A 24,219-nucleotide genomic window follows, 5' to 3' on the forward strand; every position below is an offset into this window, starting at 1 on the left:
TTGAATCTGGTAACTGAATTATGTGGAAAACACTGCATCAACTGGCGAACCCGCCGCGGCTGTATCAGATCTGCGGTTACTTTATTCCCTGGCTGGCGATAGCCAGCGCGCTGGTGCTGGCCGTGGGCTGGATTTGGGGCTTTGGCTTTGCGCCTGCGGATTATCAGCAGGGGCAGAGCTATCGCATTATTTATCTGCATGTTCCGGCGGCCATCTGGTCGATGGGGATTTACGCCTCGATGGCGGTGGCGGCCTTTATCGGCCTGGTGTGGCAGCTGAAAATGGCCAACCTGGCGCTGGCGGCGATGGCACCCATTGGGGCGGTGTTGACCTTTATTGCGCTGGTAACCGGCTCCGCCTGGGGCAAACCGATGTGGGGAACCTGGTGGGTGTGGGATGCACGCCTGACCTCCGAGCTGGTGCTGCTGTTTCTCTACGTGGGGGCCATTGCCCTGTGGCACGCCTTTGACGATCGCCGTCTGGCCGGTCGCGCTGCCGGCATTCTGGTGCTGATTGGTGTGGTCAACTTACCCATCATTCACTACTCGGTGGAGTGGTGGAACACCCTGCATCAGGGCTCAACCAATATGCAGCAGAGCATCGATCCGGCCATGCGCACGCCGCTGCGCCTGGCGATCGTCGGCACGCTGCTGCTGTTTATCACGCTGACGCTGATGCGGGTGCGTAACCTGATTTTACTCATGGAAAAACGCCGCCCGTGGGTGAGTGAACTGATTTTAAAGAGAGGCCGCCAATGAACAGTGCGTTTGCATCCTGGAGTGAATTCTTCGCCATGGGCGGCTACGCCTTTTACGTCTGGCTGGCGGTGGCGATGACCGTGATCCCGCTGGCGATACTGGTGGCGCATACCGCCCAGCAGCATCGCGCCATTCTTCGCGGCATCGCCCAACAGCGCGCCCGGGAGTCCCGCATGCGGGCCGCTCAGGCACAGGAGGCGGCATGAATCTGCGTCGTAAAAACCGTCTGTGGGTGGCCTGCGCCGTGCTGGCCGGGCTGGCGCTGACTATTACCCTGGTGCTCTACGCCCTGCGTTCCAACATCGACCTGTTCTACACCCCGGGCGAGATCCTGTACGGCAAGCGCGAAACGCACCAGCTGCCGGAAGTCGGCCAGCGCCTGCGCGTGGGCGGGATGGTGATGGCCGGTAGCGTCAAGCGCGACCCGGAATCGTTAAAAGTGAATTTCAGCATCTATGACGCCGAAGGCGTGGTGGATGTGACCTACGACGGCATTCTGCCGGATCTGTTCCGCGAAGGGCAGGGCGTGGTGGTGCAGGGCGAACTTGGCGAGAACAACCATGTGCAGGCGAAAGAGGTGCTCGCCAAACATGATGAAAACTACACCCCGCCGGAAGTGGAAAAAGCGATGCAGGAAAACCACCGTCGTCCGGCAAGTGTGTATAAGGATAACGCCTCATGATGCCTGAAATTGGCAACGGGCTGCTGTGCCTGGCGCTGGGCGTGGCGCTGCTTCTCTCGCTGTACCCGCTGTGGGGCGTGGCGCGCAATGACCCGCGGATGATGGCCTCGGCGAGGCTGTTTTCCTGGCTGCTGTTTATGCTGGTGACGGGCGCGTTTATCGTGCTGATCCACGCGTTCGTGGTGAACGACTTCTCGGTGACCTACGTTGCCAGCAACTCCAACACCCAACTGCCGGTCTGGTATCGCGTGGCGGCCACCTGGGGCGCACACGAAGGCTCCCTGCTGCTGTGGGTGCTGCTGATGAGCGGCTGGACCTTTGCCGTGGCGCTGTGCAGCCAGCGGATGCCACCCGACGTGGTCGCCCGCGTGCTGGCGGTGATGGGGATGGTTAGCGTCGGCTTCCTGCTGTTTATCCTCTTCACCTCCAACCCCTTTGCCCGCACGCTGCCGGACTTTCCGATTGAAGGCCGGGACCTGAACCCGCTTCTGCAGGACCCGGGCCTGATTTTCCATCCGCCGCTGCTGTATATGGGCTACGTCGGCTTCTCGGTGGCCTTTGCCTTTGCGATTGCCGCCCTGCTGAGCGGGCGACTGGACAGCACCTTTGCCCGTTTTGCCCGCCCGTGGACGCTGGCGGCATGGGTGTGCCTGACCCTCGGTATCGTGCTCGGCTCCGCGTGGGCCTATTACGAGCTGGGCTGGGGCGGGTGGTGGTTCTGGGACCCGGTCGAGAACGCCTCGTTTATGCCGTGGCTGGTGGGCACCGCCCTGATGCACTCCCTGGCGGTGACGGAACAGCGCGCCAGCTTTAAAGCCTGGACCCTGCTGCTGGCGATTAGCGCCTTTTCCCTGTGCCTGTTGGGCACCTTCCTCGTACGCTCCGGGGTGCTGGTTTCGGTGCATGCCTTTGCGTCCGACCCGTCGCGCGGGATGTTTATCCTCGCCTTTATGGTGCTGGTGATTGGTGGCTCGCTGCTGCTGTTTGCCACCCGCGGGCACAAAGTTCGCTCCCGGGTGAACAATGCACTTTGGTCGCGGGAGTCGCTGCTGCTCGGCAACAACATCCTGCTGATCACCGCCATGCTGGTGGTGCTGCTGGGCACGCTGCTACCGCTGGTGCATAAGCAGCTCGGGCTGGGCAGCATTTCGATTGGCGAGCCGTTCTTCAACACCCTGTTCACCTGGCTGATGGCGCCGTTTGCGCTGCTGGTAGGGATCGGACCGCTGGTGCGCTGGGGACGCGACCGTCCGCGCAAGCTCCAGCGTCTGCTGGTTATCGCCCTGGTCAGCACCTTCGCGCTGTCGCTGCTGCTGCCGTGGCTGTTCGAGAGCAAGATTGTTGCCATGACGGTGGTCGGGCTGGCGATGGCGTGCTGGATCTTTGTGCTGGCGATCGCGGAAGTCGCGCTGCGCGTCTCGCGTGGGACGACGATGACGCTCAGCTACTGGGGCATGGTGGCGGGTCACCTCGGGCTGGCGGTCACTGTCGTCGGGATCGCCTTCAGCCAGAACTACAGCGTAGAGCGTGATGTGCGCATGAAAGCGGGGGAAAGTGTCCAGATCCACGACTATCGCTTTACCTTCCGCGACGTGAACGAGATCGCCGGGCCTAACTACCGGGGCGGCGTGGCGACGATTGGCGTCACGCGAAACGGCAAAGCCGAAGCGGTGCTGCATGCGGAAAAACGCTTCTACAACAGCAACAGCGCGATGATGACCGAAGCGGCGATTGACGGCGGGATCACCCGCGACCTGTACGCCGCCCTCGGGGAAGAGCTGGATAACGGTGCCTGGGCCGTGCGCCTGTACTACAAACCTTTTGTGCGCTGGATTTGGGCGGGAGGATTACTGATGGCGCTGGGTGGGCTGCTGTGCCTGTTCGATCCGCGCTATCGCCAGCGCGGCAAGCAACGCACGACTGCGGAGGCGACGGTATGAAGCGTAACGTCCTGGTCATTCCTTTTGTGATCTTTCTGGTGATTGCGGCGCTTCTGCTGTGGCAGCTGGCGCGCAACGCCGAGGGAGACGATCCGACCAATCTGGAGTCGGCGCTGATTGGTAAGCCTGTGCCGACGTTTCGCCTTGAGTCGCTGGATAACCCCGGTCAGCACTATCAGGCGGATATCCTCACCCAGGGCAAACCGGTGCTGCTCAACGTCTGGGCGACCTGGTGCCCGACCTGCCGCGCTGAACATCAGTATCTGAACCAGCTCTCCGCGCAGGGGATCCGCGTGGTGGGCATGAATTACAAAGACGACCGTCAGAAAGCCATTACCTGGCTGAAAGAGCTCGGCAACCCCTATGGGCTGAGCCTGTTTGACGGGGACGGTATGCTGGGGCTGGATCTGGGGGTGTACGGCGCGCCGGAGACCTTCCTGATCGACGGAAAAGGGATCATTCGCTACCGCCACGCAGGCGCGCTGACTGCGCAGGTCTGGGATCGTGAACTCAAGCCGCTGTGGGACAAGTACAGCCAGGAGGCCGCACAATGAGATTTTTACAGGCTTTGCTGATGCTGGTGCTATCCGGCCAGGCGCTGGCCACCATCGACGTGATGCCGTTTAAGGATGAGGCGCAGGAGCAGCAGTTCCGTCAGCTGACGGAGCAGCTGCGCTGTCCAAAATGCCAGAACAACAGCATTGCCGATTCCAACTCGATGATCGCCGTCGACCTGCGTCAGAAGGTGTATGAACTGATGCAGGAGGGGAAGAGCAATAAGCAGATTGTGGAGTACATGGTGGCGCGTTACGGCAGCTTCGTGACCTACGATCCTCCGCTCACCCCGCTGACTATTTTGCTGTGGATCCTGCCGCTGGCCGCCATGGGGACCGGGGGCTGGGTGATCTACTCCCGATCCCGCCGCCGGGTGCGGATCGCGCCGGATGCCGCTAGCGATAAAACCTTGCCCCAGGGCAAACGCGCCGGAGCATGGGTGTATGCCCCCGGCGTCGTGATTGCGCTGGCGGTGGGGGCGGGGAGTTACTACCAGACCGGACACTATCAGCAGGTGAAGATCTGGCAGCAGGCGACGGCACAGACGCCCGCTCTGCTGGAACGGGCGTTAAATGCGAAGGCGCAGCCGCTAAATGAAGAGGAGCTGACCCGTCTGGCGCTCGGCCTGCGCACCCGTTTGCAAAGCGATGAGGGCAATATCGAAGGCTGGATCATGCTGGGTCGTATCGGCATGGCGCTGGGCAATGCCAGCACCGCCACCGAAGCGTACGCCAACGCATACCGGCTCGATCCAAAAAACAGCGACGCCGCGCTGGGCTACGCCGAGGCGCTGACCCGTTCAACCGATCCGGAGGATAATCGCCGGGGTGGGGCGCTGCTGCGCCAGCTGGTGAAAAGCGATCATGCCAACGTGCGCGTCCTGAGCATGTTTGCCTTTAACGCCTTCGAGCAGCAGCGGTTCAGTGAGGCGGTGGCGGCCTGGGAGATGATGCTGAAATTACTTCCCGCCAACGATACCCGCCGTTCCGTGATTGAGCGCAGTATCCAGCAGGCGCTGGAGCAGGCGAAGTAACGGCCCGGTGTGTTACAGGCCGCGGGTTTGCAGGAACAGGATGGTGGCTGCCACGCGCGAGCGCACGTTCAGTTTGCGCAGCAGGTTGCGAATATGTACCTTCACCGTCTGCTCAGCGATGTTCAGGCTGGCGGCGATCTGCTTATTCGACAACCCCTGCGCCAGCTCGTGGAGCACGTCCAGCTCACGCTCGGTCAGCACGCTCAGTGGGTCCGCTTGTTCGCCGGAGACGTCGCGATCGCGCAGGTAGTCGCTGACGAATTCGCTGAACACCTTTCCCCCCTTCGCGCCCGCGAGGATATCATTCAGCAGCACTTCCGGATCGCTGTCTTTCAGTAAATAGCCGTCAGCACCCGCGTTGATCAGGGCGTAGATATCGCTGGTGGAATCCGACGCGGTCAAGATGATGACCTGGGCAGTCACCTCTTCACGACGCAGGGCATTAAGGGTATCCAGCCCGCTCATCCCTTTCATATTGAGATCCAGCAGGATCACATCCGGTTCAAGGCGGTTGGCCAACTGGATGGCGCTCTCGCCATCACCCGCTTCGGCCACCACGTTAAAATCGCTATTCAGGGCCAGCAGCTGGCGGATCCCTCTGCGCATCAGTGGATGATCGTCCACAATAAGTACCTGAAAAGGCGTAACTTCAGACACACTCTTCTCCTGAGTATTTCGTTATTGTTGTTGGCGAACGCCCGTCCGTACGTACCGGGAGCATCGCAGGCGATAGTGTATGCCCCTGAATAGGGTTTTGCATCGGGCATTGTTCAGGGAATATGAGCATATTCTCATTCCTGGTGTGGGTATTGGACGTCAGGGTGGCATTTTGCCGCTCCCAGGATAAACTATCTCAAATATTCACTATTTTGAGATAGTTTGCGTATGGCGATTAAGCGTCCACCTGTCCTGATACCGCTGGAATCTCTGACGGGGGCCGATTTTGCAGCCTACCTGTCGTATACGCGCATTACCGACGATAAAGGCCGCTATCTGCCGTTTGATGAATTCAGGCACCGGGTCACGCGCCGGGAGAACCTCGCCCTGGCCTGGACGCTGACCCGCCGCACGCGGGATGCGGCAATGCAGCGTATCGACTACCGCAACGAGGCGGGGGAACAGGCCGGATTTATCCTGACGCCTGCGATTGCCGCCACCTGCGAGCGGGTGGATAAGCACGCTACCCGGCTGGCGCTCAATGACCTGATTAACCGTCTTCGCGGGGCAGGGGCGGCGTTGATGCAGCTTGAACTCGAGGAGCCGATCACCAGCGCCCAGTTGGAAGGGGCCAGCACCACCACGCTGGTGGCGCGGGAGATGCTGGGCTCTGGCCGCGCACCGCGCACCGAAGATGAGCACATGATTGCCGGTAACGCCCGGCTGATGGCGGCAATCCCGGATTTGCTGGATGAGCCCCTGACCCCGGATCTGATCTGCCGTATCCATGCCATCGGGATGGAGGGGATCAACGATGCGAAGTACCAGCCGGGAGAATTTCGCACTACCGACGATATCGCCATCGCTGACTATGACGGTAATGTCGTCCACCAACCGCCCGCAGCCGTTCTGCTCCCGGATCGTCTGCAGCGGGTTTGCGACTGGCTGAACAGCGAAACGGATTACGTCCATCCGCTGGTGAAAGGCTGCATCCTGCATTTTATGCTGGCCCATGAACACCCCTTCCGGGACGGAAACGGGCGCACCAGCCGGGGGCTGTTTTACTGGTTTATGCTGAAATCGGGGTACGAGGCGTTCCGCTATATCTCTATCAGCAGTCTGCTGCACGCCGCCCCGGTGAAGTATGCCCACAGCTACCAGTACACCGAAACGGATGGCATGGATCTGACCTATTTTCTGGAGTATCAAGCCGGCGTGATCCGCCGCGCGCTGGACACGCTCTTGCAGCACGTTAACGATCTGGTGATCCGGTGCGCTAATATTGACCGGATATTGTTTGAGTCTGGCGCGCTGTCGCGCCTGCTGCCGCGCCAGGTAACGCTGCTGAATATCATGCTGGCCACGCCAGCAACCCTTTATACCGCCGCCGACGTGAGCGACGCGCTGGGGATTTCGGATAACACCGCCCGCAAGGATTTGCGCGCGTTGGTGCGCGAGGGGCTGGTGGAGGAAGCGGCCACCAACGAGCAGAAAACGGTGTACCGCATCGCGAAGAATCTGAACTAAAGGCAGGGCGCTTTAATATTTGCCTGCTACCGGTCGCTTATAGCTTCCTGATGACATCGGATAAGGCGGGATGCCTGTTCTGTCCGCTGTTTGGGATGCACTATGTCGAGGTAGGAAATGAGTAGCGAAGTAACCTGTAACATCATTGTCAGCAAAATCATGCAGGATAAGTGTGCGTCTGTTATCGATTTTTTCCTCCAGCCGATTTTTAACCTCTCTACCTTCCAGTGCGTGGGGGCTGAGGTGCTTATGAGAGGGATCCATCGCCAGCAGGTGATTGCCCCAGCTGTTTTGCTGCCTCAGGTCGGGATCTCAGACAGCATTATCAACATCGGAAATCACATTATTCGCGAGGCGTTTCTTTTTTTACGCGATGAAATTTTACCCATCAAGCCGGATTTCTTTCTCTGTATTAATGTGGCGACCCATCAGCTGAACGCACCGGAAAGCGCAGAACATATTCTGAACATGCAGAAGCTGTATTCCATTCCAGCTACCGCCATTATTTTTGAGATCACCGCTTCGGAAGAGCCTCTCACTGAAACAGGGGAACAAACGGTGGCGATGCTGCAGACTGTCGGGTTTGGTATTGCGTGGGATGACGTTGCCACCGTGGAACACGTCGAGAGCAAGCTGACGCAAATCCCCAGTGATTACATCAAGCTCGATCGCCGCTGCCTGAAACTGCAACATCTCCAGACCACTGAGGATGTTATCTACCAGGCGCAGCGCTACGGTGCCGTGGTGATCGCCGAAGGGGTCGAAACTATGGCCCAGACGTCGATGCTGTTAAAGCACAATGTAGAGCTGGCGCAGGGGTATTTGTTCTCGCGACCGCTAAAGAAAATTGCATTTAAACAGCAGTTCATCAAACCCTAATCTCGCGGACTGGCTAAAAAAATCCCCGACGCGTCGGGGATTTTTGTTGGTACTTAGTTGATTCTCAGTTCGGTGCCCAGGTATACGGCGCTGCAACGCCTAGCGGCATGCCCACGCCCCACCACACCAGCAGGAACAGACTCCACGCCACAAAGAAAGCGATGGAGTAAGGCATCATAATCGACACCAGCGTACCCACACCGGCCCCTTTCACGTAGCGCTGGCAATACACCACCACCAGCGGGAAGAAGACCATCAGCGGGGTGATGATGTTGGTGCAGGAGTCACCGACGCGGAACGCCGCCTGGGTCAGCTCCGGGGAGATACCCACGGCCATCAGCATCGGCACCATGATAGGTGAGAGCAGCGCCCACTTCGCCGACGCGGAGCCGATCAGCAGGTTAACCGCTGCCGTCAGGACAATCATCCCGATGATGGTCGCTTCGCCCGGGAGTGCCATCGCTTTCAGACCGTCTGCGCCCGCCAGCGCCACCAGCGTGCCGATGTTAGAGTCGTTGAAGGCTTTGATAAACATCGCGCAGAAGAAGGCCATCACCATGTACGATCCCATTTTGCTCATGGAATCATTCATGGCGTTAATCACGTCTTTACCCGATTTAAAGGTCCCGGCGCTTAACCCAAAGACAATGCCCGGCACAATAAAGATCAAGAAAATCAGCGGCACAATCTACTTCATGATTGGCGCACCGTAGGCGGTGAGCGAACCTTCTGCACTGCGCAGGGTCGAGGTTTCTGGCCATGCGGCTGCGGCCAGTGCCGCCAGGCCCAGTACCATCACCAGTCCGGCACGGGTAAAGGCGCGATGCTCCAGCGGGGTGATGCGGGTCATGTCGCCGTCATGCTTATAATCGCCATCAATGGTCATCTTACTGACGCGTGGTTCGACGATGCGCTCCGTTACCCACCAACCGACGAGGGTAATCAGAATGGACGAGGCGATACCAAAGTAGAGATTGCACAGGGTATTAACGGTATAGGTACTGTCGAGGAGTTGGGCTGCAGCCTGGGTAAAGCCCTGCAGCAGCGCGTCGTTGCCGGTGGGCACCATGTTAGCCGCAAAGCCCCCGGAGACGCCGGAGAATGCTGCCGCGATCCCCACCAGCGGGTGGCGACCTGCGGCGATAAAGATAATCGCCCCCAGCGGGATCACCAGCACGTACCCGGCATCGGCCGCCACGTGACTGAACATCGCCACGAAAATCAGCATCGGGGTCAGCAGTTTTTTCGGCGTGACGCGCAGCATTTTCTTGAGCGCAACGTTAATAAAGCCGGAGCTTTCTGCCACGCCCACACCCAGCATAGCGACCAGCACGATCCCCAGCGGGGCAAACCCGGTAAAGGTGGTCACCATCGACGACAGGGTGTTGGTCAACGCTTCGGCGGAGAGCAGGTTATTAACCTGTACCGCCTGCTGGGTGACCGGGTTCACCACGTCGAACTCGACCAGCGACAGCACCGCCGACAGCCCCATCACCAGCAGTAATATGTAGAAGAAGATCAGCGCCGGCTCCGGTAAACGGTTCCCCGCGCGCTCAATCGCGTTTAAAAAACCGCTCATTAAGCGGCTTTCGGACGCGGCTTTATCTGTCCCTGTGAGTGAACTCATTTGTGCTCCTTATTGCTGGTGTGTATTTCAGGATATTTCTATGTATTTCGCGCAATGATAGTTGATAGGTGTTGTGATAAACCAGAGTGATAATTCAAGGTTATTGATCTGGAGGGGTATATATGCATAACTTTACATTTTCCGGTATTTAGATCGGAAAAGGTATAGGAGAATGTTCGGTTTAAATTGTTGTTTGTTAATCGAGAGTGACTTGGGTGGAGTATTTTCATGAAGCGAGTCAATGAGAAAAAAATAAACTCAAATAATTTTTTAATATTTTACCTTAAGCGGTCGCTATTGTTATCCAAGGGTATCCAGTCTGACTGTAGGGGGGCTCTTCACAGATCACAGAATGATTCCAGGAGGACTTAATGATTGCCATTGATATGATGGCTATTGCTATAAATATTGTGCTTATGAACGGGAAGTGTTTTCCGCTTTCTGGGATAGCAAGGTAATTATGGAGAGGTTTTAAAGGGTGCTCCTGTGTTATCGGTTACGATGTTACCTATGTACATGGCTTTGTTTTTAGTCAAAGCCACAATTCAACATCTTTAGATATCTCTTTTCTGTGCGTTATTTCTGTGGTGAAATATCTTCGACGACTTCAATGCCGAGCAGATTTTTTATTGGAATCAATGACGCAGGGAGTTTTGATTCTAATACAAGTAAAGCCCGCGCGCTTTGTGGTCGTGATTCTGTGAGCATCACGGCTTCCATGATCGCCCGGTACTTAACGCACTGAAATAATCCGCGGACAATATCTCTTTCATCTGATATTGACGATTTAACTTCGACTGCTACCCAGTTTTTCTTGCCGCTGAATGACACATCTAAACTATCACCTGAGGGTAATGGATACTCAGTTGTACCAACAGGTGTCCTCTCACCAAGACCAATTAGAGCAGGATTCTGTGCAACATACTCTTTTAAAGCTTTATGTTGTTGACTCTCACCTCCTCCAAAAGCACCCGTAGCTTTTTTTACGAGTAATGTGAAATCAGAGATTACGGGTTCTAGCTCCAGTGCGTCAAGAACATCGTTCCAGTCAGGGAATGAGAAAATATGGTGTAATTCTGCCTGGACGATCTCTCTTTTTCTGCGCAGAGGAAGCGTTGAAAACTCTTCTTGTTTAACTAGAAACCATCCAATGCCTTCTCCTGGGAGACCTGTACTTTTATTTACAACAAGGCATTGAATCGGCGGGATTTTATATTTCCATTTTTTTGAAAGTTTTTCTAACGATTGACCAATGCTTCCAAGAACATAATTTAAGTTGCGTGGATTGGGCATGCCTAATTCTTCAGCAAGATCACAATAAAAAATGGAAGCACCGGCTTTCGCTTGCCGTACAAGCAAGGGTAATGCTGCTCGTGCTCTTATCTGATATTTTTTCTCTCCTGAGATAGGTTCAGAAATTGTGGCTGTAGTCATATTTCCCTCATCTTAGTTTAAGCCCTAACCCGGGCAGTTGAGATAATGTAATGATTTACTTTAACAGCTTCTCACACGGCTTAATCACCCAGTCACTTCCCGCGCCGTGCTCGGCGAACGCCTGCTACCAGCCCCTAATCCAGTGCGCGAGCTCTGCGATACTTATCTGCTGCAGTATCTATTAGAAAAGCTTATCCCCGCACATTAAGCGCGAAGAAAGGGGCCGCAAAGCCCCTTAGACACACCGGTTACGCCACCGTCCCCACAATATCCAGCTCCGCTTCATCCGGGATCTCATTGTAAGAAAGAACCTGAAGTCTCGGGGCAAACAGCCGTCCATACCGCGCGATAATCGGCCGCAGCTGTGGCGTCACCAGCATCACAGGAGCGCGGTTTTGCGCCTTCATCTGCTCGTACACCATCGGCATGGTGTTCTGCAGCTGGGTCAGAATATTCGGGTCCACCGGGAAGCTGTCCAGCGCAATCTTGCCGCTCTGCTGGGCATGGTTCAGCGCATTAAGCAGCAGGTTCTCCAGCGCATTATCCAGGGTATAAACCGACAGCTGGCGCTTTTCACCGTTCACCGCGTTGATAATTGCCCGGCGCAGGGCGAAGCGCACATCCGAGGTCAGCAGGATCGGGTCTTTGGTCACTACCGCGCTCTCCAGCAACGTAGCGGCAATGGTATTGATATCTTTCAAGGACACCTGCTCCAGCAGCAGCTGGCGGTACACCCGCAGCAGCTGGCTGAAGTTCAGCGCCTGGGATAAATCTTCCGCCAGGCGCGGGGCCTGCAAACTCAAGCGCTGGTGCAGGTGGGTGATGTCGTCGTAGTTAAATAGCTCCGGCAGATAGTGGCGCGCCACTTTATTGACGTGGGTCGCCACCACGCTGGCGCAATCCACCACCTGGTACCCCAGGTTTAACGCCCGGGATTTTTGCTCCGGCAGGATCCAGATAATCGCCATCCCGTAGGCCGGGTCGGTATCCAGCACCCCGTCGATCTCGCCATACAGTTCAGCCCCTGGAATGGCCATCAGCTTGTCAGCGTGCACTTCGCCGGTGGCGACCCGGGTACCGTTGATGTGGATGGCGTACTGGGCTGGCTTCAGGCGGAAGTTTTCCCGGATGCGGATCTCCGGCAGCAAAATGCCGCAGTTCTCCGAGATCACCTGCCGCACCCCGCGGATACGCTGGGAAAGCGGGCTTCCCTTGGCGCTGTCCACCAGCGTCACCAGCTTATAGCCCAGGTTCAGTCCAATCGGCTCCACCAGCGGGATGCTGCTCCAGTCGATGGTCGCCGTGCTCTCAGTGGTCAGCGCGCTGTTGATCGCCTCCATCTCGACTTCCGGCTGGGCCACATCCACCCGCTTGCTCTGCTTCCAGGCGGCAAACAGCAAAATGGCGGTAAAGCTCAGGAAGGCAACGTGCGGCATCCCTGGCACAATCGCCAGGATAAACATCACGAACGCGGCGGTATACAGAATCGACGGGCGCGCCAGCAGCTGGGTTTTGATCTCCGAGCTGATGTCGTTCCCATCGCTGACGCGGGTCACGATAATCGCCGCCGCAGTAGAGAGCAACAGGGACGGGATCTGGGCGACCAGGCCGTCACCAATCGACAGCAGCACGTACTGTTTGAAGGAGTGGCCCACGTCCAGGTTATGGGCAAACACCCCAATACAGATCCCGCCGATGATGTTAATCAGCAGGATCATGATCCCGGCGATGGCGTCCCCGCGCACAAACTTAGAGGCACCGTCCATTGCGCCGTAAAAATCGGCCTCGCTGGAGACGTCCCGGCGTCGGACGCGTGCCTGCTCCTGGTTAATCAGCCCGGCATTCAGGTCGGCGTCGATTGCCATCTGCTTGCCCGGCAGGGCGTCGAGGGTAAAGCGCGCCGACACCTCAGAGATACGTTCCGCGCCCTTGGTCACCACCACAAAGTTGATGATCATCAGAATGACGAACACCACGAAGCCGACCACGAAATTACCGCCAATCACCACCTGGCCGAACGCTTCGATAACCTTACCCGCCGCGCCTTCGCCCTCGTGCCCGTGCAGCAATACCACGCGCGTCGAGGCGACGTTAAGCGTCAGGCGCATCAGCGTGGTGATCAGCAGGATGGTGGGGAAGATGGCGAAATCGAGCGGCCGCTTGCTGTTCAGCGCTACCAGCAGGACGATCACCGCCAGCACGATGTTAAAGGTGAACAGAATATCCAGCACCAGCGGTGACAGCGGCAGCATCACCATCGCCAGCACGCAAAGCAGCAGCAGCGGAATGCCGATGTTGCCTTGCTTTAACAGGGTCAGCACCTGCGGAAATTTACGACTAGCCATCTGATTTCAGTACCTCGTTAGGAATATCCATATGCCTGTTCAACTGTGGTTGGGTTGCGCTCTGCCCGCTACGCCAGGACTTGATTTGCATAACGTAGGTCAGCACGTGGGCAATCGCCCGAAACAGCGGAGTGGGGATCTGCTGGTTAACCCGTGTGGAGTGGTACACCGCCCGTGCCAGCGCCGGGAACGGCACGACTTCAATCTGGTGGCGAATGGCGACTTCACGAATGTAAAGCGCCACGTCGTCCACCCCTTTGGCGACGATGTAGGGGGCCTGGGCTTTATCGGGATCGTATTTCAGCGCCACCGCAAAGTGGGTCGGGTTAGTGATAATTACGTCAGCCGTCGGCACTACTTTATTGAGCTGGCCCTGCGCCATCTGGCGCTGCAGCTGGCGAATGCGGCTCTTGATCTGCGGGTTACCGTCGTTTTGCTTGAATTCGTCGCGCACCTCCTGCTTGGTCATGCGCATCTTTTTCAGGTACATAAAGATCGCCAGCGGCACGTCGATCAGGGCGAACAGCACGATGATACCCAGCAGCCAGCTAAACGACTGGCGCAGCAGGGCTAGCCCTTCGTCGATGCCCTGTTCCAGCCACAAAAACTGCAGGCGCAGCAGGGCAGGGAGGTTGTCCTGGACAAGCGACCAGAGCATCACCATCATCAGGCTGCATTTCGCCAGCATCTTCAGCACGTCAACATAGTGACTGGCGGAGAACAGGCGCTTAAAGCCGCTGATCGGGCTGATTTTTTTGAAGTCGGGCAGCAGCTTGTCGGGGGTAAACACCCAGCGTCCCGGCACCAGGGTGGAGATAATGCACACGATTGGCACCGGCACGAGGGTGAGGATAAATTTCAGCAGCAGCCAGACGTGGTGCATCAAAAAATGCTCCAGCGCGGTGGGGTCATCCAGCTTGCTCGCCAGCACGCCAACCGAGGTGAACGAGTCCTGCACCAGCTGTTCGTAGTAGGGGAAAAACAGCATCAGGATCACCAGCGATGTCACCAGCCCGGCGGCCATCGTCACGTCTTTGGAGCGCGGAACGTCGCCTTTCTTGCGCGCCTTGCGCAGCTTGCCCTGCGTGGCCTTTTCACTTTTATCCCCCGAGCTGGCGGCCATCAGTAGACCCTCATTGCGTCAAGCTTGCCGAGGATGTAATTGGTCAGGTTGAGGTAGTGATCGGGAATATTGCTCACCATCAGACCCAGGCACAGCAGGCCAAACAACATGCTGATCGGAAAGCCAAGCGAGAACAGGTTCAGGGTCGGTGAGATGCGGTTCAGCAGGCCAAACGAGCCCTGCACCATCAGCATCACAAAGGCGGTCGGCAGGGAGATTAGCAGGGCAGAGGAGATCAGCCAGCCCAGGCTCTGGGCCAGGGTCTGCAACGAGGGCACCGTGATGGCCTGGCCGATGGGCCAGTAGCTGAAGCTTTTATACAGCAGCGTTACCATCAGCAGATGACCGTCCATAATAAAAAACAGCAGTACGCAAAAGACAAAAATGATCTGCGAAATCACCGTGGTCGAGCTGCCGTTGGTCGGGTCGTTCATCACCGCCATCCCGAGACCCATATTCATGGAAAGAATATGTCCGGCGGTCTGCAGGGCGACAAACACCAGTTGCAGGGTGGCGCCAAATACAAATCCCCACAGGATCTGCTCGCCAATCAGAACCAGGCTCTGCATCGACAGCAGCTCGGTCAGCACCACCGGGTGGGGCAGCATCGGCGAAATAACGGCGGTCAGCGCCAGCGCCAGGCCGACCTTAATCCGTCGCGAGATGGAGCGTTGATCAAACACCGGGGCGAAGTGGATAAAGGATAAAATCCGCACGAAGGGTAGCCAGGCTGCCATTAATGGGGCGACCAGCGCCGAAATGTCGATGCCCATGGGTTAACCCGCCAGTCGCACAGCCTGATGAAAAATCTCAATGGTAAAGTCGGTGAGCTTGACCAGCATCCATTTCCCCGCCAGCACCAGCACCAGCAGTGTCACCACCAGGCGCGGTAAAAAGCTTAAGGTCTGTTCGTTGATCTGAGTGGTGGCCTGAAAAATACTCACCACCAGCCCGACCAGCAGGCTGGGCACAATCGCCACTACCGAGATCAGCAGCACCAGCATAATCGCACCTGCCATCAGGTCGCCTGCGGTATCCATGGTCATCATCGCTACAGCCCCTGTACGCTGGCGGTAAGCGTGCCGACGATCAGGTTCCAGCCGTCGCAGAGGACAAACAGCATCAGCTTAAAGGGTAGAGAGACGATCAGCGGGGAGAGCATCATCATCCCCATCGCCATCAGAATACTGGCGACGATCAGGTCGATGATTAAGAACGGAATGTAGATCATAAAGCCAATCTGGAAGGCGGTTTTCAGCTCGCTCAGCACGTAGGCGGGCACCACGATGCTCAGATCCATCGTTGCAGGGTCACCTTTCTCCTGGGCGATCGTCATGATTTGCGCCATCGAGGTTTTACTGGTTTGCGCCAGCATAAATTTCTTTAGCGGTTGCTCAGCGGTCGAGAGCGCCTCTTTCAGCGACAGCTGTTCGTTCTGGTAGGGAACAATCGCGTCGTTATACACCGTGTTCCACACCGGGCGCATCACCAACATGGTGAGCGCTAGCGCGATCCCGGTCAGGATTTTGTTCGGTGGGCTTTGCTGCAACCCCAGCGCCTGGCGCAGGACCGCCAGCACGATAATAAAACGGGTGAAGCAGGTCATCATCAGCACCATGATCGGCAGCAGGCCGAGCAGGGTCATCAGGATCAGGATCTCAACTTTGACGCTGTAATCCTGGCCGCTACCGTTGCTGGTAGTGCTGAGCAGGGTGATCTCCCCATTGGCGGCCAGCGCCAGCGGAGAGAGGATCAGCCCGGCGCACAGCAGCGTGGTCAGGACGGTGGTACGGCGCGGGTGGTTCATGAGGTGATTTTACCGAGATCGTGGGAGCTGAATTCAATAATGCGTAAGCCGTATTTGTCGTTCAGCACCACCACTTCGGCTTTGCCGAACAGAATGCCGTTCACCTTGATATCCAGCGGCTCGCCCGCCATTTTATCCAGCTCAATTACGCTGTCATTGCTGATGGTCATCAGGTCTGCCAGCGAGAGGGTCACCGAGGCGACTTCGAGGGTTAAATTGACCGGAATACGGCTGAATAGCGCCATTTTGCGCTGGTGTTCCGCCTGGCTGTCTGCCGTGTTGATGGTCGGAAGAACGACGCCCGCTGCCTCAGTTTCACTGCTGGCTTCAGGTAATTCGATATCGTCCAGATTGAAATCTACGGACAGGTCGTGTTGCTCATTCATGCTTCATCTCGGGCGTTTTGTCGTTAAAGTCAGTCAGGAAAAGCTTGCCGCGATCTTCGGCAACGGTGGCGCTGAACAGCTGCTCATTGCCGATACTCACCGGCAGCGGCGTGTTCAACGACACCGGGATAATGTCGCCAGGCGTCATCTCCAGCAGCTGGGCTACGGTCAGATTGATCGACGCCAGTTTTCCGTTCAGCGTCAGCGGCATCGACACAAACATGTGTTCGATTTGCGCTGGCGTCAGGCTGCCGGTTTTCTGGCCGCTCAGAGGGCTGTCGTCGCGCAGCGAGGCCAGCAAAATATCGACGTGGTGGGTATCAAGCAGCAGCGAGAAACAGTATTCGTCGTAGCCTTCCAGCCAGAACTGAATGCTCCACGCCCACTGGTTAATCACGGCGGAATAGTCGTTTTTCAGCTCCATCGGCTGGTCGAGGATCTCCTGCACCATCACCAGCTGGGCCAGCTCATGCCCCAGCTTGTTTTTCAACCGCTCTTCGGTTTTGGTCACCGGCTGCTGGCTGTCGGTATCGCCAGGCTTACTGTCCTTACTTAGGCCGTAGTAGGTATGTAAAATATTGAGTAAAAACGCTCGGTTAATATCAAAACCAATATTGCCGTACGCATTTTCAAATATCTGGGCATGCTTAAAGTGACAGTCCGTATCAAATGTCATGCTGCGCAAAACGGCGTTCATGCGATATTTTCGTAAAAAGAAAATACTTAGCCGTGATTCAATGTCGTCAAAGTTCTCACTAATTATTTTCGGTATTTTATGATAGGCCCGACCGAGTTTATTCACCTCGATATGAGTCACGTCAGGGCAGTCGTTTTTGTGATAAATACGGATTCGATTGGGTGAATTCAGCATGATGTATCCATTATCATTTAGCGACAACGATCTCTTAAACAACTTCACAGACGTTAAGGCCAGAGCTGAATAAAGCGAAGAACGGGTGTTGCGGCTTTAGGTGATAATTATCGTGGATCCTCTAGGGTAAAAACAATAAAACGTAGATTATTAATCGATTAATTATCGATTTTTGATATTAATTAATCTTTGTAAAACAACTGTTATGTTGATGATTTATATGAAATTAATGTCTGTTTGCTTTAATTATTGATTAATGTTGATTAAAAACGGGACAACCCCCCTGAGCTCTCTATAATTGCTAAGGGAAAAATCCTAAAAATATCTTTTTCTTCGCGTGAAAATCTCGCCGAGAATATCTTAACAATTATTTAACTCCAGCTGAGTAAATGATTCAGGAGTTGGTATGGTCTACACTTCACACACAGATGCCGTCTCGCAGATGGGCTTTATTGCAAAGTCCGCCGCCAGCCTGGATGCCATTAATCTCGCCCAGCGAGTGGCAAATTTTAACGTGGCGACCCTGATCACCGGTGAAACTGGCACGGGTAAAGAGTGTATCGCCCGTATTATTCATCATTGCAGCGTGGGTGAAGCGGCGCCGTACGTGGCGATTAACTGTGCGGCAATCCCGGAGGCGATGCTCGAATCCATTTTATTTGGCTACGAGAAGGGCGCTTTTACCGGCGCGGTCGGCAGTATGGCGGGTAAATTTGAGCTGGCAAATAAAGGCTCAATCCTGCTGGATGAAATAGGCGACATGCCGCTGAATCTGCAGGGCAAATTATTACGCGTGTTGCAGGAACAGGAAGTCGAACGCCTCGGCAGCAATAAACGTATTCCGCTAAACGTGCGTATTATTGCCGCCACCAATAAAGATTTGCAGCTGGAGATGCAGGAAGGGCGCTTTCGCCAGGATCTCTACTACCGTTTAGCCGTAGTGCCGGTGCATATCGCCCCCCTACGCGAAAGACCGGAAGACATTATTCCGCTGGCGCAGCACTTTATCGAAAAATATCAACTCGTCTCCGAGGCTCGCAAACGTCTCAGCCACGATGCCCGTCACGTGCTGCTGGCCTGGCACTGGCCGGGCAACGTGCGCGAACTGGAGAACGTCATCCAGCGCGGGCTGATCCTGAGCCACAGCGCCGACATCACCGCCCGCGATCTGGCCCTGCCGGTCAGCGTGGGCAACGTGATCGAACCGGTTGAACAGCCGCGCAAGCAAAAGGCCGGGCCGCTGCTCTCCTCGATTCGCTTTGCGAAGGAGCACGGTCGCCACGCCGAATACCAGTACATCATCGAGCTGCTCAAGCAGCACAACGGCAATAAATCCCAAACCGCGCAATCGCTGGGGATCACCCCGCGCGCGCTGCGCTACCGCCTCGCGTCAATGCGCGGGGACGGCATTGATCCCAGTTATTTCAACTAATCCCGTTCGTCCACCAGGAAGTCTTTTCACATGGAAAAAATAGAGGGGATCGCGGTCCCGACCACGCAGCTTGCCCTGTTGCAACGCATGCAGCAAGCCGCAGAGGTGGCCACCACCGCCACCGTTTCGCCGGCCCAGATCCTCGTTAGCGGCAGTCAGAGTACAGGCGCGCCGTCGTTCTCCAGCGTGCTCAACCAGGCCATCAATACGGTGGATAACGTCCAGCACAGCGCCGCCTCCCGGCAGGTCGCGGTGGATACCGGGTTGAGCGATGACTTAACCGGCGCGCTGGTCGAAAGCCAGAAAGCCAGCGTCTCCTTTGCGGCAATGGTGCAGGTGCGCAACAAGCTTACCTCCGCACTCGATGAAATTATGAATATGGCCGTGTAAGGGATTGTTGTGATTGAGAAACTGAAGCAAAAGCTGCCCCTGTCTCTCCCTGCGGCAGCGGTTGGAAAACATAAAAACCTACTGCTGGCCGCGGCGGGCGTGGTGTTGACTGGGGCCATCGTCACTTCCCTGTGGTTAAGCAACCGCAGTTACGTGGCGCTGTTTGGTAGCCAGGAAAATATTCCGGTCAAGCAGGTGGTCGAGGTGCTGGGCAGCAAAGCCATCGACTACCGCATAGAACCCTCCAGCGGGTTAATCCTGGTGGATCAGAACAAACTGGCCAGCGCACGTATGGCGTTGGCCGAGCAGGGCGTTACCGCGCTGCTGCCCGGCGGCTATGAGCTGATGGACAAAGAAGAGATGCTCGGCAGCAGCCAGTTCGTGCAGAACGTGCGCTACAAACGCAGCATCGAAGGCGAACTGGCTCAGAGCATCATGGGCCTCGACCCGGTGGAGTCTGCCCGCGTGCATCTGGGGATGACCGAAGCCAGCTCCTTCGTGCTCAGCAACAAACCCGACAGCAGCGCCTCGGTGATGGTACGGCTGTACAGCGGTCAGCGCCTGAGCGAGCAGCAGGTGCTGGCGATTGTGCAGATGGTGGCGGGTAGCGTGCCGGGCCTTGAGGCCGGAAACGTACGCGTCGTCGATCAGGCCGGGACCCTGCTGTCAGAAGGGATCGACGCCGACAACACCCAGTACGCGGGCATCTCCCGCAGCCGGGATATCAGCGGGCAGATCAAAAGTGAGACCGAGAAAAATATCGCCAACCTGCTCAACTCGCTGGTGGGCGCGGCTAACTATCGGGTGAGCGTGGTCCCGAAGGTCGACGTCAGCGCCGTTGAAGAGACCCAGGAGCGCTATGCAGGCGATCCGCGCATCAGCGACGAAAACCTGAGCCAGGAAAACAGCACTGACGAGCTGGCGATGGGCATTCCCGGCTCGCTCAGCAACCGGGCCCCGGCGGCCACCAGTGCGGCCCCGGGCGCCGTCGCGCCGGCCAATGCGAATGCAGCGGCCCAAACCAACACCACTCACCCGCAGGCGCTCTCCGCGCGCTCCCAGAGCCAGCGCAAGTACGCCTACGACCGCGACGTTCGCCATATCCGCCACCCGGCATTCCGCGTGGAGAAGATGAGCGTGGCGGTGGTACTCAACAGCGAGGCCGCCGCACTGGCGAAGTGGACCCCGGAACAGTATGCCACCCTCAACAAGCTGATTGAAGATGCCGCCGGCCTTGACCGCCAGCGCGGTGACTCGCTGACCCTCGACCGGCTGGTGTTTACCCCCGCCGATGACCTGGGGATCCCGCTGCCGAAATGGTGGCAGGACCCGTATATCCGCGACTGGGGACAAATGGGCGGGATTGGCTTCCTCTCCCTGCTGCTGTTGCTGTTGGGCGTCAGGCCGATGGCTCAGCGCTTTGGCCGCGCGGGCGAGAAAGTGGTGCAGGAAGTGAAGCACGAGCCGACCGGCATCCTGCTGGAAAGCGACAGATCCCAGGACGACGAGTCGCTGGTGCAGTCTCTGCCGCGGTCCACCTTCCAGCAGGAGGATAACCTGCCGCCGCTGAGCTCCGGTCTGGAAACAAAAGTCGAATTCCTGCAGACGCTGGCGCAAAGCGAAACTGAGCGCGTAGCGGAAGTTCTAAAACAATGGATTAACAGCAATGAGCGAAATAACGCAAGCGCCTCCGCAGGCAAGCAAGAGCAATCGTAGTTCCGCTAACAGCGCCAGCAACGGACGCAGCCGGGTCGAACAGGCCGCCATTCTTCTGCTTAGCATCGGCGAAGAGGCTGCCGCTACCGTCATGCAGAAGTTGAGTCGTGAAGAGGTGCTTCGGGTGAGCGAAACCATGGCCCGCCTGCACGGCATTAAAGTGACCCAGGCGCGTAACGCGATGAATAACTTTTTTCAGGACTACCGGGAGCAGAGCGGAATCAACGGCGCGTCACGCACCTATCTGAAAAACATTCTCGACAGGGCGCTGGGGGGCGAAATCTCCCGCAGCGTGATCAACGGTATTTACGGGGATGAGATCCGCTACCGCATGGCGCGCCTGCAGTGGGTGGATATCCCGCAGCTGGCGAGCCTGATAGACCAGGAGCACCTGCAGCTGCAGGCAGTGTTCCTCGCCTTTTTACCGCCGGACGTGGCGGCTGGCGTGCTGACCTACCTGCCGGAAAACCGTCGGGATGAAATCGTCTACCGCATCGCCCGCCTCGACGACGTTAACCGGGATGTGATCGACGAACTGGACCGCATTATCGAGCGCGGTGTGGCGGTGCTGTCCGAGCACGGCTCCAAGCTGTCGGGGATTAAGCACGCTGCCGATATCGTCAACCGCATCCCAGGCAATCAGCAGGAGCTGCTGGATCAGCTGCGGGTGCGCGACGAAGAGGTGGTTAACGAACTGAAAGATCAGATGTACGAATTCTTTATTCTCAGCCGTCAGACCCCGGCCACCCTGCAGCGCCTGATGGACGAAATCCCTATCGAAGAGTGGGCTGTGGCGTTGAAAGGTACCGAGCCGGTGCTGCGGCAGGCCATTTACGGCGCGATGCCGAAACGTCAGGTGCAGCTGCTGCAAAGCACCGGCTCGCGTCTGGGGCCGGTTCCGGTCAGCCGTATCGAGCAGGTGCGCAAAGAGATTATGGCTACCGTCAGGGAGCTGGCGGAAGAGGGCGAGATTCAGGTGCAACTCTTCTCTGAACAGACAATGGAGTAAGCGGTGAATAACGAATTCAAGTCCCGCCTGCAGAGGAGCGCGACCGGTGTCAGCGCTCGCCCGCGATTATATAAATTCCCGCCGCTGCGCCAGACCGCGGTGATGGACGGGCAGGGGATTGCGCCGCCGGACGGCGCGGCCATCCAGCAGCAGCTGGCCGACGGGTTTCAGGAAGGACTGAACCGCGGCTTTGAGCAGGGGCTGGAAGAAGGTCGCGGTGAAGGCTACCAGGAAGGGGCGAGGTTGGGCTTCGACGACGGCCTGCGTAAAGGCCACGAAGAGGGCAAACAGGCCGGACGACAGCTGTTTATTGATGCCGCCGGTCCGCTGGAGACCATCTCGCAGCAGGTCACGGACTGGCTGCAGGCGTATGAACAGCGCCGCCGGGAAGAGCTGTTGCAGCTGGTGGAGAAAGTCACCCGTCAGGTGATCCGCTGCGAGTTGACCCTGCACCCGACGCAGCTGCTGACCTTGGTGGAAGAGGCGATCAACAGCCTGCCCAAAATACCGCAGCAGCTAAAAGTGCTGCTCAACCCCGAAGAGTTTCGCCGCATCAGCGAGGCCGAGCCGGAGCGTGCCCTGCAGTGGGGTTTGTGCGCCGATCCCCAGCTGGACGCCGGCGAATGCCGGGTAGTAACCGACACTACTGAGATGGATGTTGGCTGCCAGCACCGTCTGGAGCAGTGCATCGATGCCCTGCAGCAGACGCTGCTGCCGGAGCCGCAGGATGCATAACGTGGCGCTGTCGCAGGCGCTGCGCTCTATCGAGAATATCCCTCTCGCGCGGGTTGCCGGGCGGCTGGTGCGCGTCAACGGCATGCTGCTGGAGTGCGTCGGCTGCCAGCTGGCCGTCGGGCAGCTGTGCCAGATCGAGAGCCTCGAAGGCGAGCCGATGGACGCCCAGGTGGTGGGCTTTGACCGGGATATCACCTGGCTGATGCCCTTTAAACATCCCAGCGGTCTGATCGGCGGGGCCAAAGTCTATCCAGTCGAGAAAGACGACGGGATCATGATTGGCGACCGCTGGCTGGGGCGCGTGGTCAACGGCCTCGGCGAGCCGCTCGATAACAAAGGCAAGCTGCAGGGCGACACGCCGCTGCCGCGCCAGATGGCGCAGATCCACCCCTTAACCCGCCGCCCGGTCGATACCCCTCTGGACGTTGGCGTGCGCGCCATTAACGGTCTGTTGACGATTGGCAAAGGCCAGCGCGTGGGCCTGATGGCAGGCAGCGGGGTCGGTAAAAGCGTCCTGCTGGGGATGATCACCCGTTACACCAACGCCGACGTGGTGGTGGTGGGGCTGATTGGCGAGCGCGGGCGCGAAGTGAAAGAGTTTATCGACCATTCGCTGGGGGAAAGCGGGCTGGCAAAATCGGTGATCGTCGCCGCCCCGGCGGATGAATCGCCGCTGATGCGCCTGAAGGCCACCGAACTGTGCCACGCCATCGCCGGACATTACCGCGACAAAGGGCTCAACGTTTTACTGCTGGTGGACTCGCTGACCCGCTACGCGATGGCCCAGCGTGAAATTGCCCTTTCGCTTGGCGAGCCGCCCGCCACCAAAGGCTACCCGCCGTCGGCGTTTGCGATGATCCCCCGGCTGGTCGAGAGCGCAGGCAACAGCGATGCGCCAGGCACCATGACCGCCATTTATACCGTGCTGGCCGAAGGCGACGACCAGCAGGATCCGATTGTCGACAGCGCGCGTGCGGTGCTGGACGGGCACATCGTGCTCTCCCGCCATCTGGCGGAGGCCGGGCATTACCCCGCCATTGATATCTCTCAGTCGATCAGCCGCTGCATGTCGCAAGTCACCACCGTTGAGCACCAGCGCGCGGCACGGAACCTGAAGCAGCTGTATGCCGAATACGCTGCCATCAAGCCGATGCTGCCGCTAGGCGGCTACGTGGCAGGCACCGATGCGCTGGCGGATCGCGCCGTGGCGATGTCCCCGGCCATTCACCACTACTTACAACAGGAAGTCCAGCAGGCGGCGATGCTCAACGAGACCATCGACCAGCTGACGGCGCTGGCCAATCACTGATTGC

At 57.6% G+C, this 24,219-nt stretch carries 23 protein-coding genes and 1 pseudogene; 14 read left to right on the plus strand and 10 right to left on the minus strand.

Translation table 11 applies throughout. The annotated features are described in order from the left end of the window. The first annotated feature begins 20 nt into the window (after window positions 1-20). From ACRDD5_RS15695 to ACRDD5_RS15720, 6 genes are read left to right on the plus strand one after another with little or no spacing between them, the layout of a single operon-like run. Window positions 21-758: a heme ABC transporter permease gene (locus ACRDD5_RS15695; RefSeq protein ID WP_438677261.1), complete on the plus strand. Its 738-nt coding sequence runs from the start codon at window positions 21-23 to the stop codon at window positions 756-758. Next, window positions 755-964: a heme exporter protein CcmD gene (gene ccmD, locus ACRDD5_RS15700; RefSeq protein WP_438677262.1), complete on the plus strand. Its 210-nt coding sequence runs from the start codon at window positions 755-757 to the stop codon at window positions 962-964. The genes ACRDD5_RS15695 and ccmD overlap by 4 nt, the downstream gene beginning before the upstream one ends. After that, complete coding sequence (gene ccmE, locus ACRDD5_RS15705) at window positions 961-1,440, plus strand: cytochrome c maturation protein CcmE (protein WP_271283396.1); 480 nt, start codon at window positions 961-963, stop codon at window positions 1,438-1,440. Before ccmD ends, ccmE begins: the two co-directional genes overlap by 4 nt. After that, window positions 1,437-3,380, plus strand: a complete 1,944-nt coding sequence (locus tag ACRDD5_RS15710) for a heme lyase CcmF/NrfE family subunit (protein WP_438677263.1) — start codon at window positions 1,437-1,439, stop codon at window positions 3,378-3,380. Before ccmE ends, ACRDD5_RS15710 begins: the two co-directional genes overlap by 4 nt. Further along, a complete protein-coding gene (gene dsbE / locus ACRDD5_RS15715; RefSeq protein WP_438677264.1) occupies window positions 3,377-3,934 on the plus strand; it encodes a thiol:disulfide interchange protein DsbE in 558 nt (185 codons plus the stop codon). Before ACRDD5_RS15710 ends, dsbE begins: the two co-directional genes overlap by 4 nt. After that, entirely contained in the window at window positions 3,931-4,968 is a 1,038-nt protein-coding gene (locus ACRDD5_RS15720) for a cytochrome c-type biogenesis protein CcmH (protein ID WP_438677265.1), read from the plus strand. Before dsbE ends, ACRDD5_RS15720 begins: the two co-directional genes overlap by 4 nt. Before the next feature lie 12 nt (window positions 4,969-4,980). On the opposite strand, the gene narP is transcribed toward ACRDD5_RS15720, so the two are convergent. After that, window positions 4,981-5,625 (minus strand): nitrate/nitrite response regulator protein NarP, encoded by a 645-nt coding sequence (gene narP / locus ACRDD5_RS15725; protein ID WP_271283400.1) that lies wholly within the window; start codon window positions 5,623-5,625, stop codon window positions 4,981-4,983. Between the two features lie 228 nt (window positions 5,626-5,853). On the opposite strand from narP, the gene ACRDD5_RS15730 reads away from it, so the two are divergent. Both ACRDD5_RS15730 and ACRDD5_RS15735 read left to right on the plus strand, forming a co-directional pair. After that, a complete protein-coding gene (locus ACRDD5_RS15730; protein WP_438677266.1) occupies window positions 5,854-7,152 on the plus strand; it encodes a Fic family protein in 1,299 nt (432 codons plus the stop codon). 117 nt (window positions 7,153-7,269) lie between these two features. Beyond that, window positions 7,270-8,031, plus strand: coding sequence for an EAL domain-containing protein (locus tag ACRDD5_RS15735; RefSeq protein ID WP_438677267.1), 762 nt, complete (start codon window positions 7,270-7,272; stop codon window positions 8,029-8,031). Window positions 8,032-8,095: 64 nt separating this feature from the next. Here ACRDD5_RS15735 and ACRDD5_RS15740 read toward each other — a convergent pair. The 9 genes and pseudogenes from ACRDD5_RS15740 to ACRDD5_RS15780 form a co-directional block, all read right to left on the minus strand. After that, window positions 8,096-9,658, minus strand: a pseudogene (locus ACRDD5_RS15740) (AbgT family transporter). A 576-nt stretch (window positions 9,659-10,234) separates the two neighbouring features. Then, a complete protein-coding gene (locus ACRDD5_RS15745; protein ID WP_438677268.1) occupies window positions 10,235-11,092 on the minus strand; it encodes a hypothetical protein in 858 nt (285 codons plus the stop codon). Window positions 11,093-11,340: 248 nt separating this feature from the next. Further along, complete coding sequence (locus ACRDD5_RS15750; protein WP_438677269.1) at window positions 11,341-13,437, minus strand: flagellar biosynthesis protein FlhA; 2,097 nt, start codon at window positions 13,435-13,437, stop codon at window positions 11,341-11,343. Continuing rightward, window positions 13,430-14,560: a flagellar biosynthesis protein FlhB gene (flhB, locus tag ACRDD5_RS15755; protein WP_438677270.1), complete on the minus strand. Its 1,131-nt coding sequence runs from the start codon at window positions 14,558-14,560 to the stop codon at window positions 13,430-13,432. The genes ACRDD5_RS15750 and flhB overlap by 8 nt, the downstream gene beginning before the upstream one ends. Further along, the gene (fliR, locus tag ACRDD5_RS15760; RefSeq protein ID WP_438677271.1) at window positions 14,560-15,333 is read right to left on the minus strand and encodes a flagellar biosynthetic protein FliR; all 774 of its coding nucleotides are present in this window, start codon (window positions 15,331-15,333) and stop codon (window positions 14,560-14,562) included. The genes flhB and fliR overlap by 1 nt, the downstream gene beginning before the upstream one ends. 3 nt (window positions 15,334-15,336) lie before the next feature. Beyond that, entirely contained in the window at window positions 15,337-15,609 is a 273-nt protein-coding gene (gene fliQ / locus ACRDD5_RS15765) for a flagellar biosynthesis protein FliQ (RefSeq protein WP_438677272.1), read from the minus strand. 2 nt (window positions 15,610-15,611) lie between these two features. After that, window positions 15,612-16,367 (minus strand): flagellar type III secretion system pore protein FliP, encoded by a 756-nt coding sequence (gene fliP, locus ACRDD5_RS15770; RefSeq protein WP_438677273.1) that lies wholly within the window; start codon window positions 16,365-16,367, stop codon window positions 15,612-15,614. After that, window positions 16,364-16,753, minus strand: coding sequence for a flagellar motor switch protein FliN (gene fliN / locus ACRDD5_RS15775; protein ID WP_438677274.1), 390 nt, complete (start codon window positions 16,751-16,753; stop codon window positions 16,364-16,366). The genes fliP and fliN overlap by 4 nt, the downstream gene beginning before the upstream one ends. Beyond that, window positions 16,746-17,450 (minus strand): FliM/FliN family flagellar motor C-terminal domain-containing protein, encoded by a 705-nt coding sequence (locus ACRDD5_RS15780; protein ID WP_438677275.1) that lies wholly within the window; start codon window positions 17,448-17,450, stop codon window positions 16,746-16,748. Before ACRDD5_RS15780 ends, fliN begins: the two co-directional genes overlap by 8 nt. A gap of 580 nt (window positions 17,451-18,030) precedes the next feature. On the opposite strand from ACRDD5_RS15780, the gene ACRDD5_RS15785 reads away from it, so the two are divergent. From ACRDD5_RS15785 to fliI, 6 genes are read left to right on the plus strand one after another with little or no spacing between them, the layout of a single operon-like run. Continuing rightward, window positions 18,031-19,056 (plus strand): sigma-54 interaction domain-containing protein, encoded by a 1,026-nt coding sequence (locus ACRDD5_RS15785; protein WP_438677276.1) that lies wholly within the window; start codon window positions 18,031-18,033, stop codon window positions 19,054-19,056. 30 nt (window positions 19,057-19,086) lie between these two features. Next, entirely contained in the window at window positions 19,087-19,446 is a 360-nt protein-coding gene (fliE, locus tag ACRDD5_RS15790) for a flagellar hook-basal body complex protein FliE (protein WP_438677277.1), read from the plus strand. Window positions 19,447-19,455: 9 nt separating this feature from the next. Further along, window positions 19,456-21,162, plus strand: a complete 1,707-nt coding sequence (fliF, locus tag ACRDD5_RS15795) for a flagellar basal-body MS-ring/collar protein FliF (RefSeq protein ID WP_438677278.1) — start codon at window positions 19,456-19,458, stop codon at window positions 21,160-21,162. Beyond that, on the plus strand, window positions 21,113-22,171 hold the full coding sequence (locus ACRDD5_RS15800) for a flagellar motor switch protein FliG (RefSeq protein WP_438677279.1): 1,059 nt from the start codon (window positions 21,113-21,115) through the stop codon (window positions 22,169-22,171). The genes fliF and ACRDD5_RS15800 overlap by 50 nt, the downstream gene beginning before the upstream one ends. Before the next feature lie 3 nt (window positions 22,172-22,174). Beyond that, a complete protein-coding gene (gene fliH, locus ACRDD5_RS15805) occupies window positions 22,175-22,906 on the plus strand; it encodes a flagellar assembly protein FliH (RefSeq protein ID WP_438677280.1) in 732 nt (243 codons plus the stop codon). Continuing rightward, entirely contained in the window at window positions 22,899-24,215 is a 1,317-nt protein-coding gene (fliI, locus tag ACRDD5_RS15810) for a flagellar protein export ATPase FliI (protein WP_438677281.1), read from the plus strand. The genes fliH and fliI overlap by 8 nt, the downstream gene beginning before the upstream one ends. Window positions 24,216-24,219 lie beyond the last annotated feature (4 nt).

The sequence above is a fragment of the Silvania sp. genome (assembly GCF_051656365.1).
GTDB classification, from domain to species: domain Bacteria; phylum Pseudomonadota; class Gammaproteobacteria; order Enterobacterales; family Enterobacteriaceae; genus Enterobacter; species Enterobacter hatchlandensis.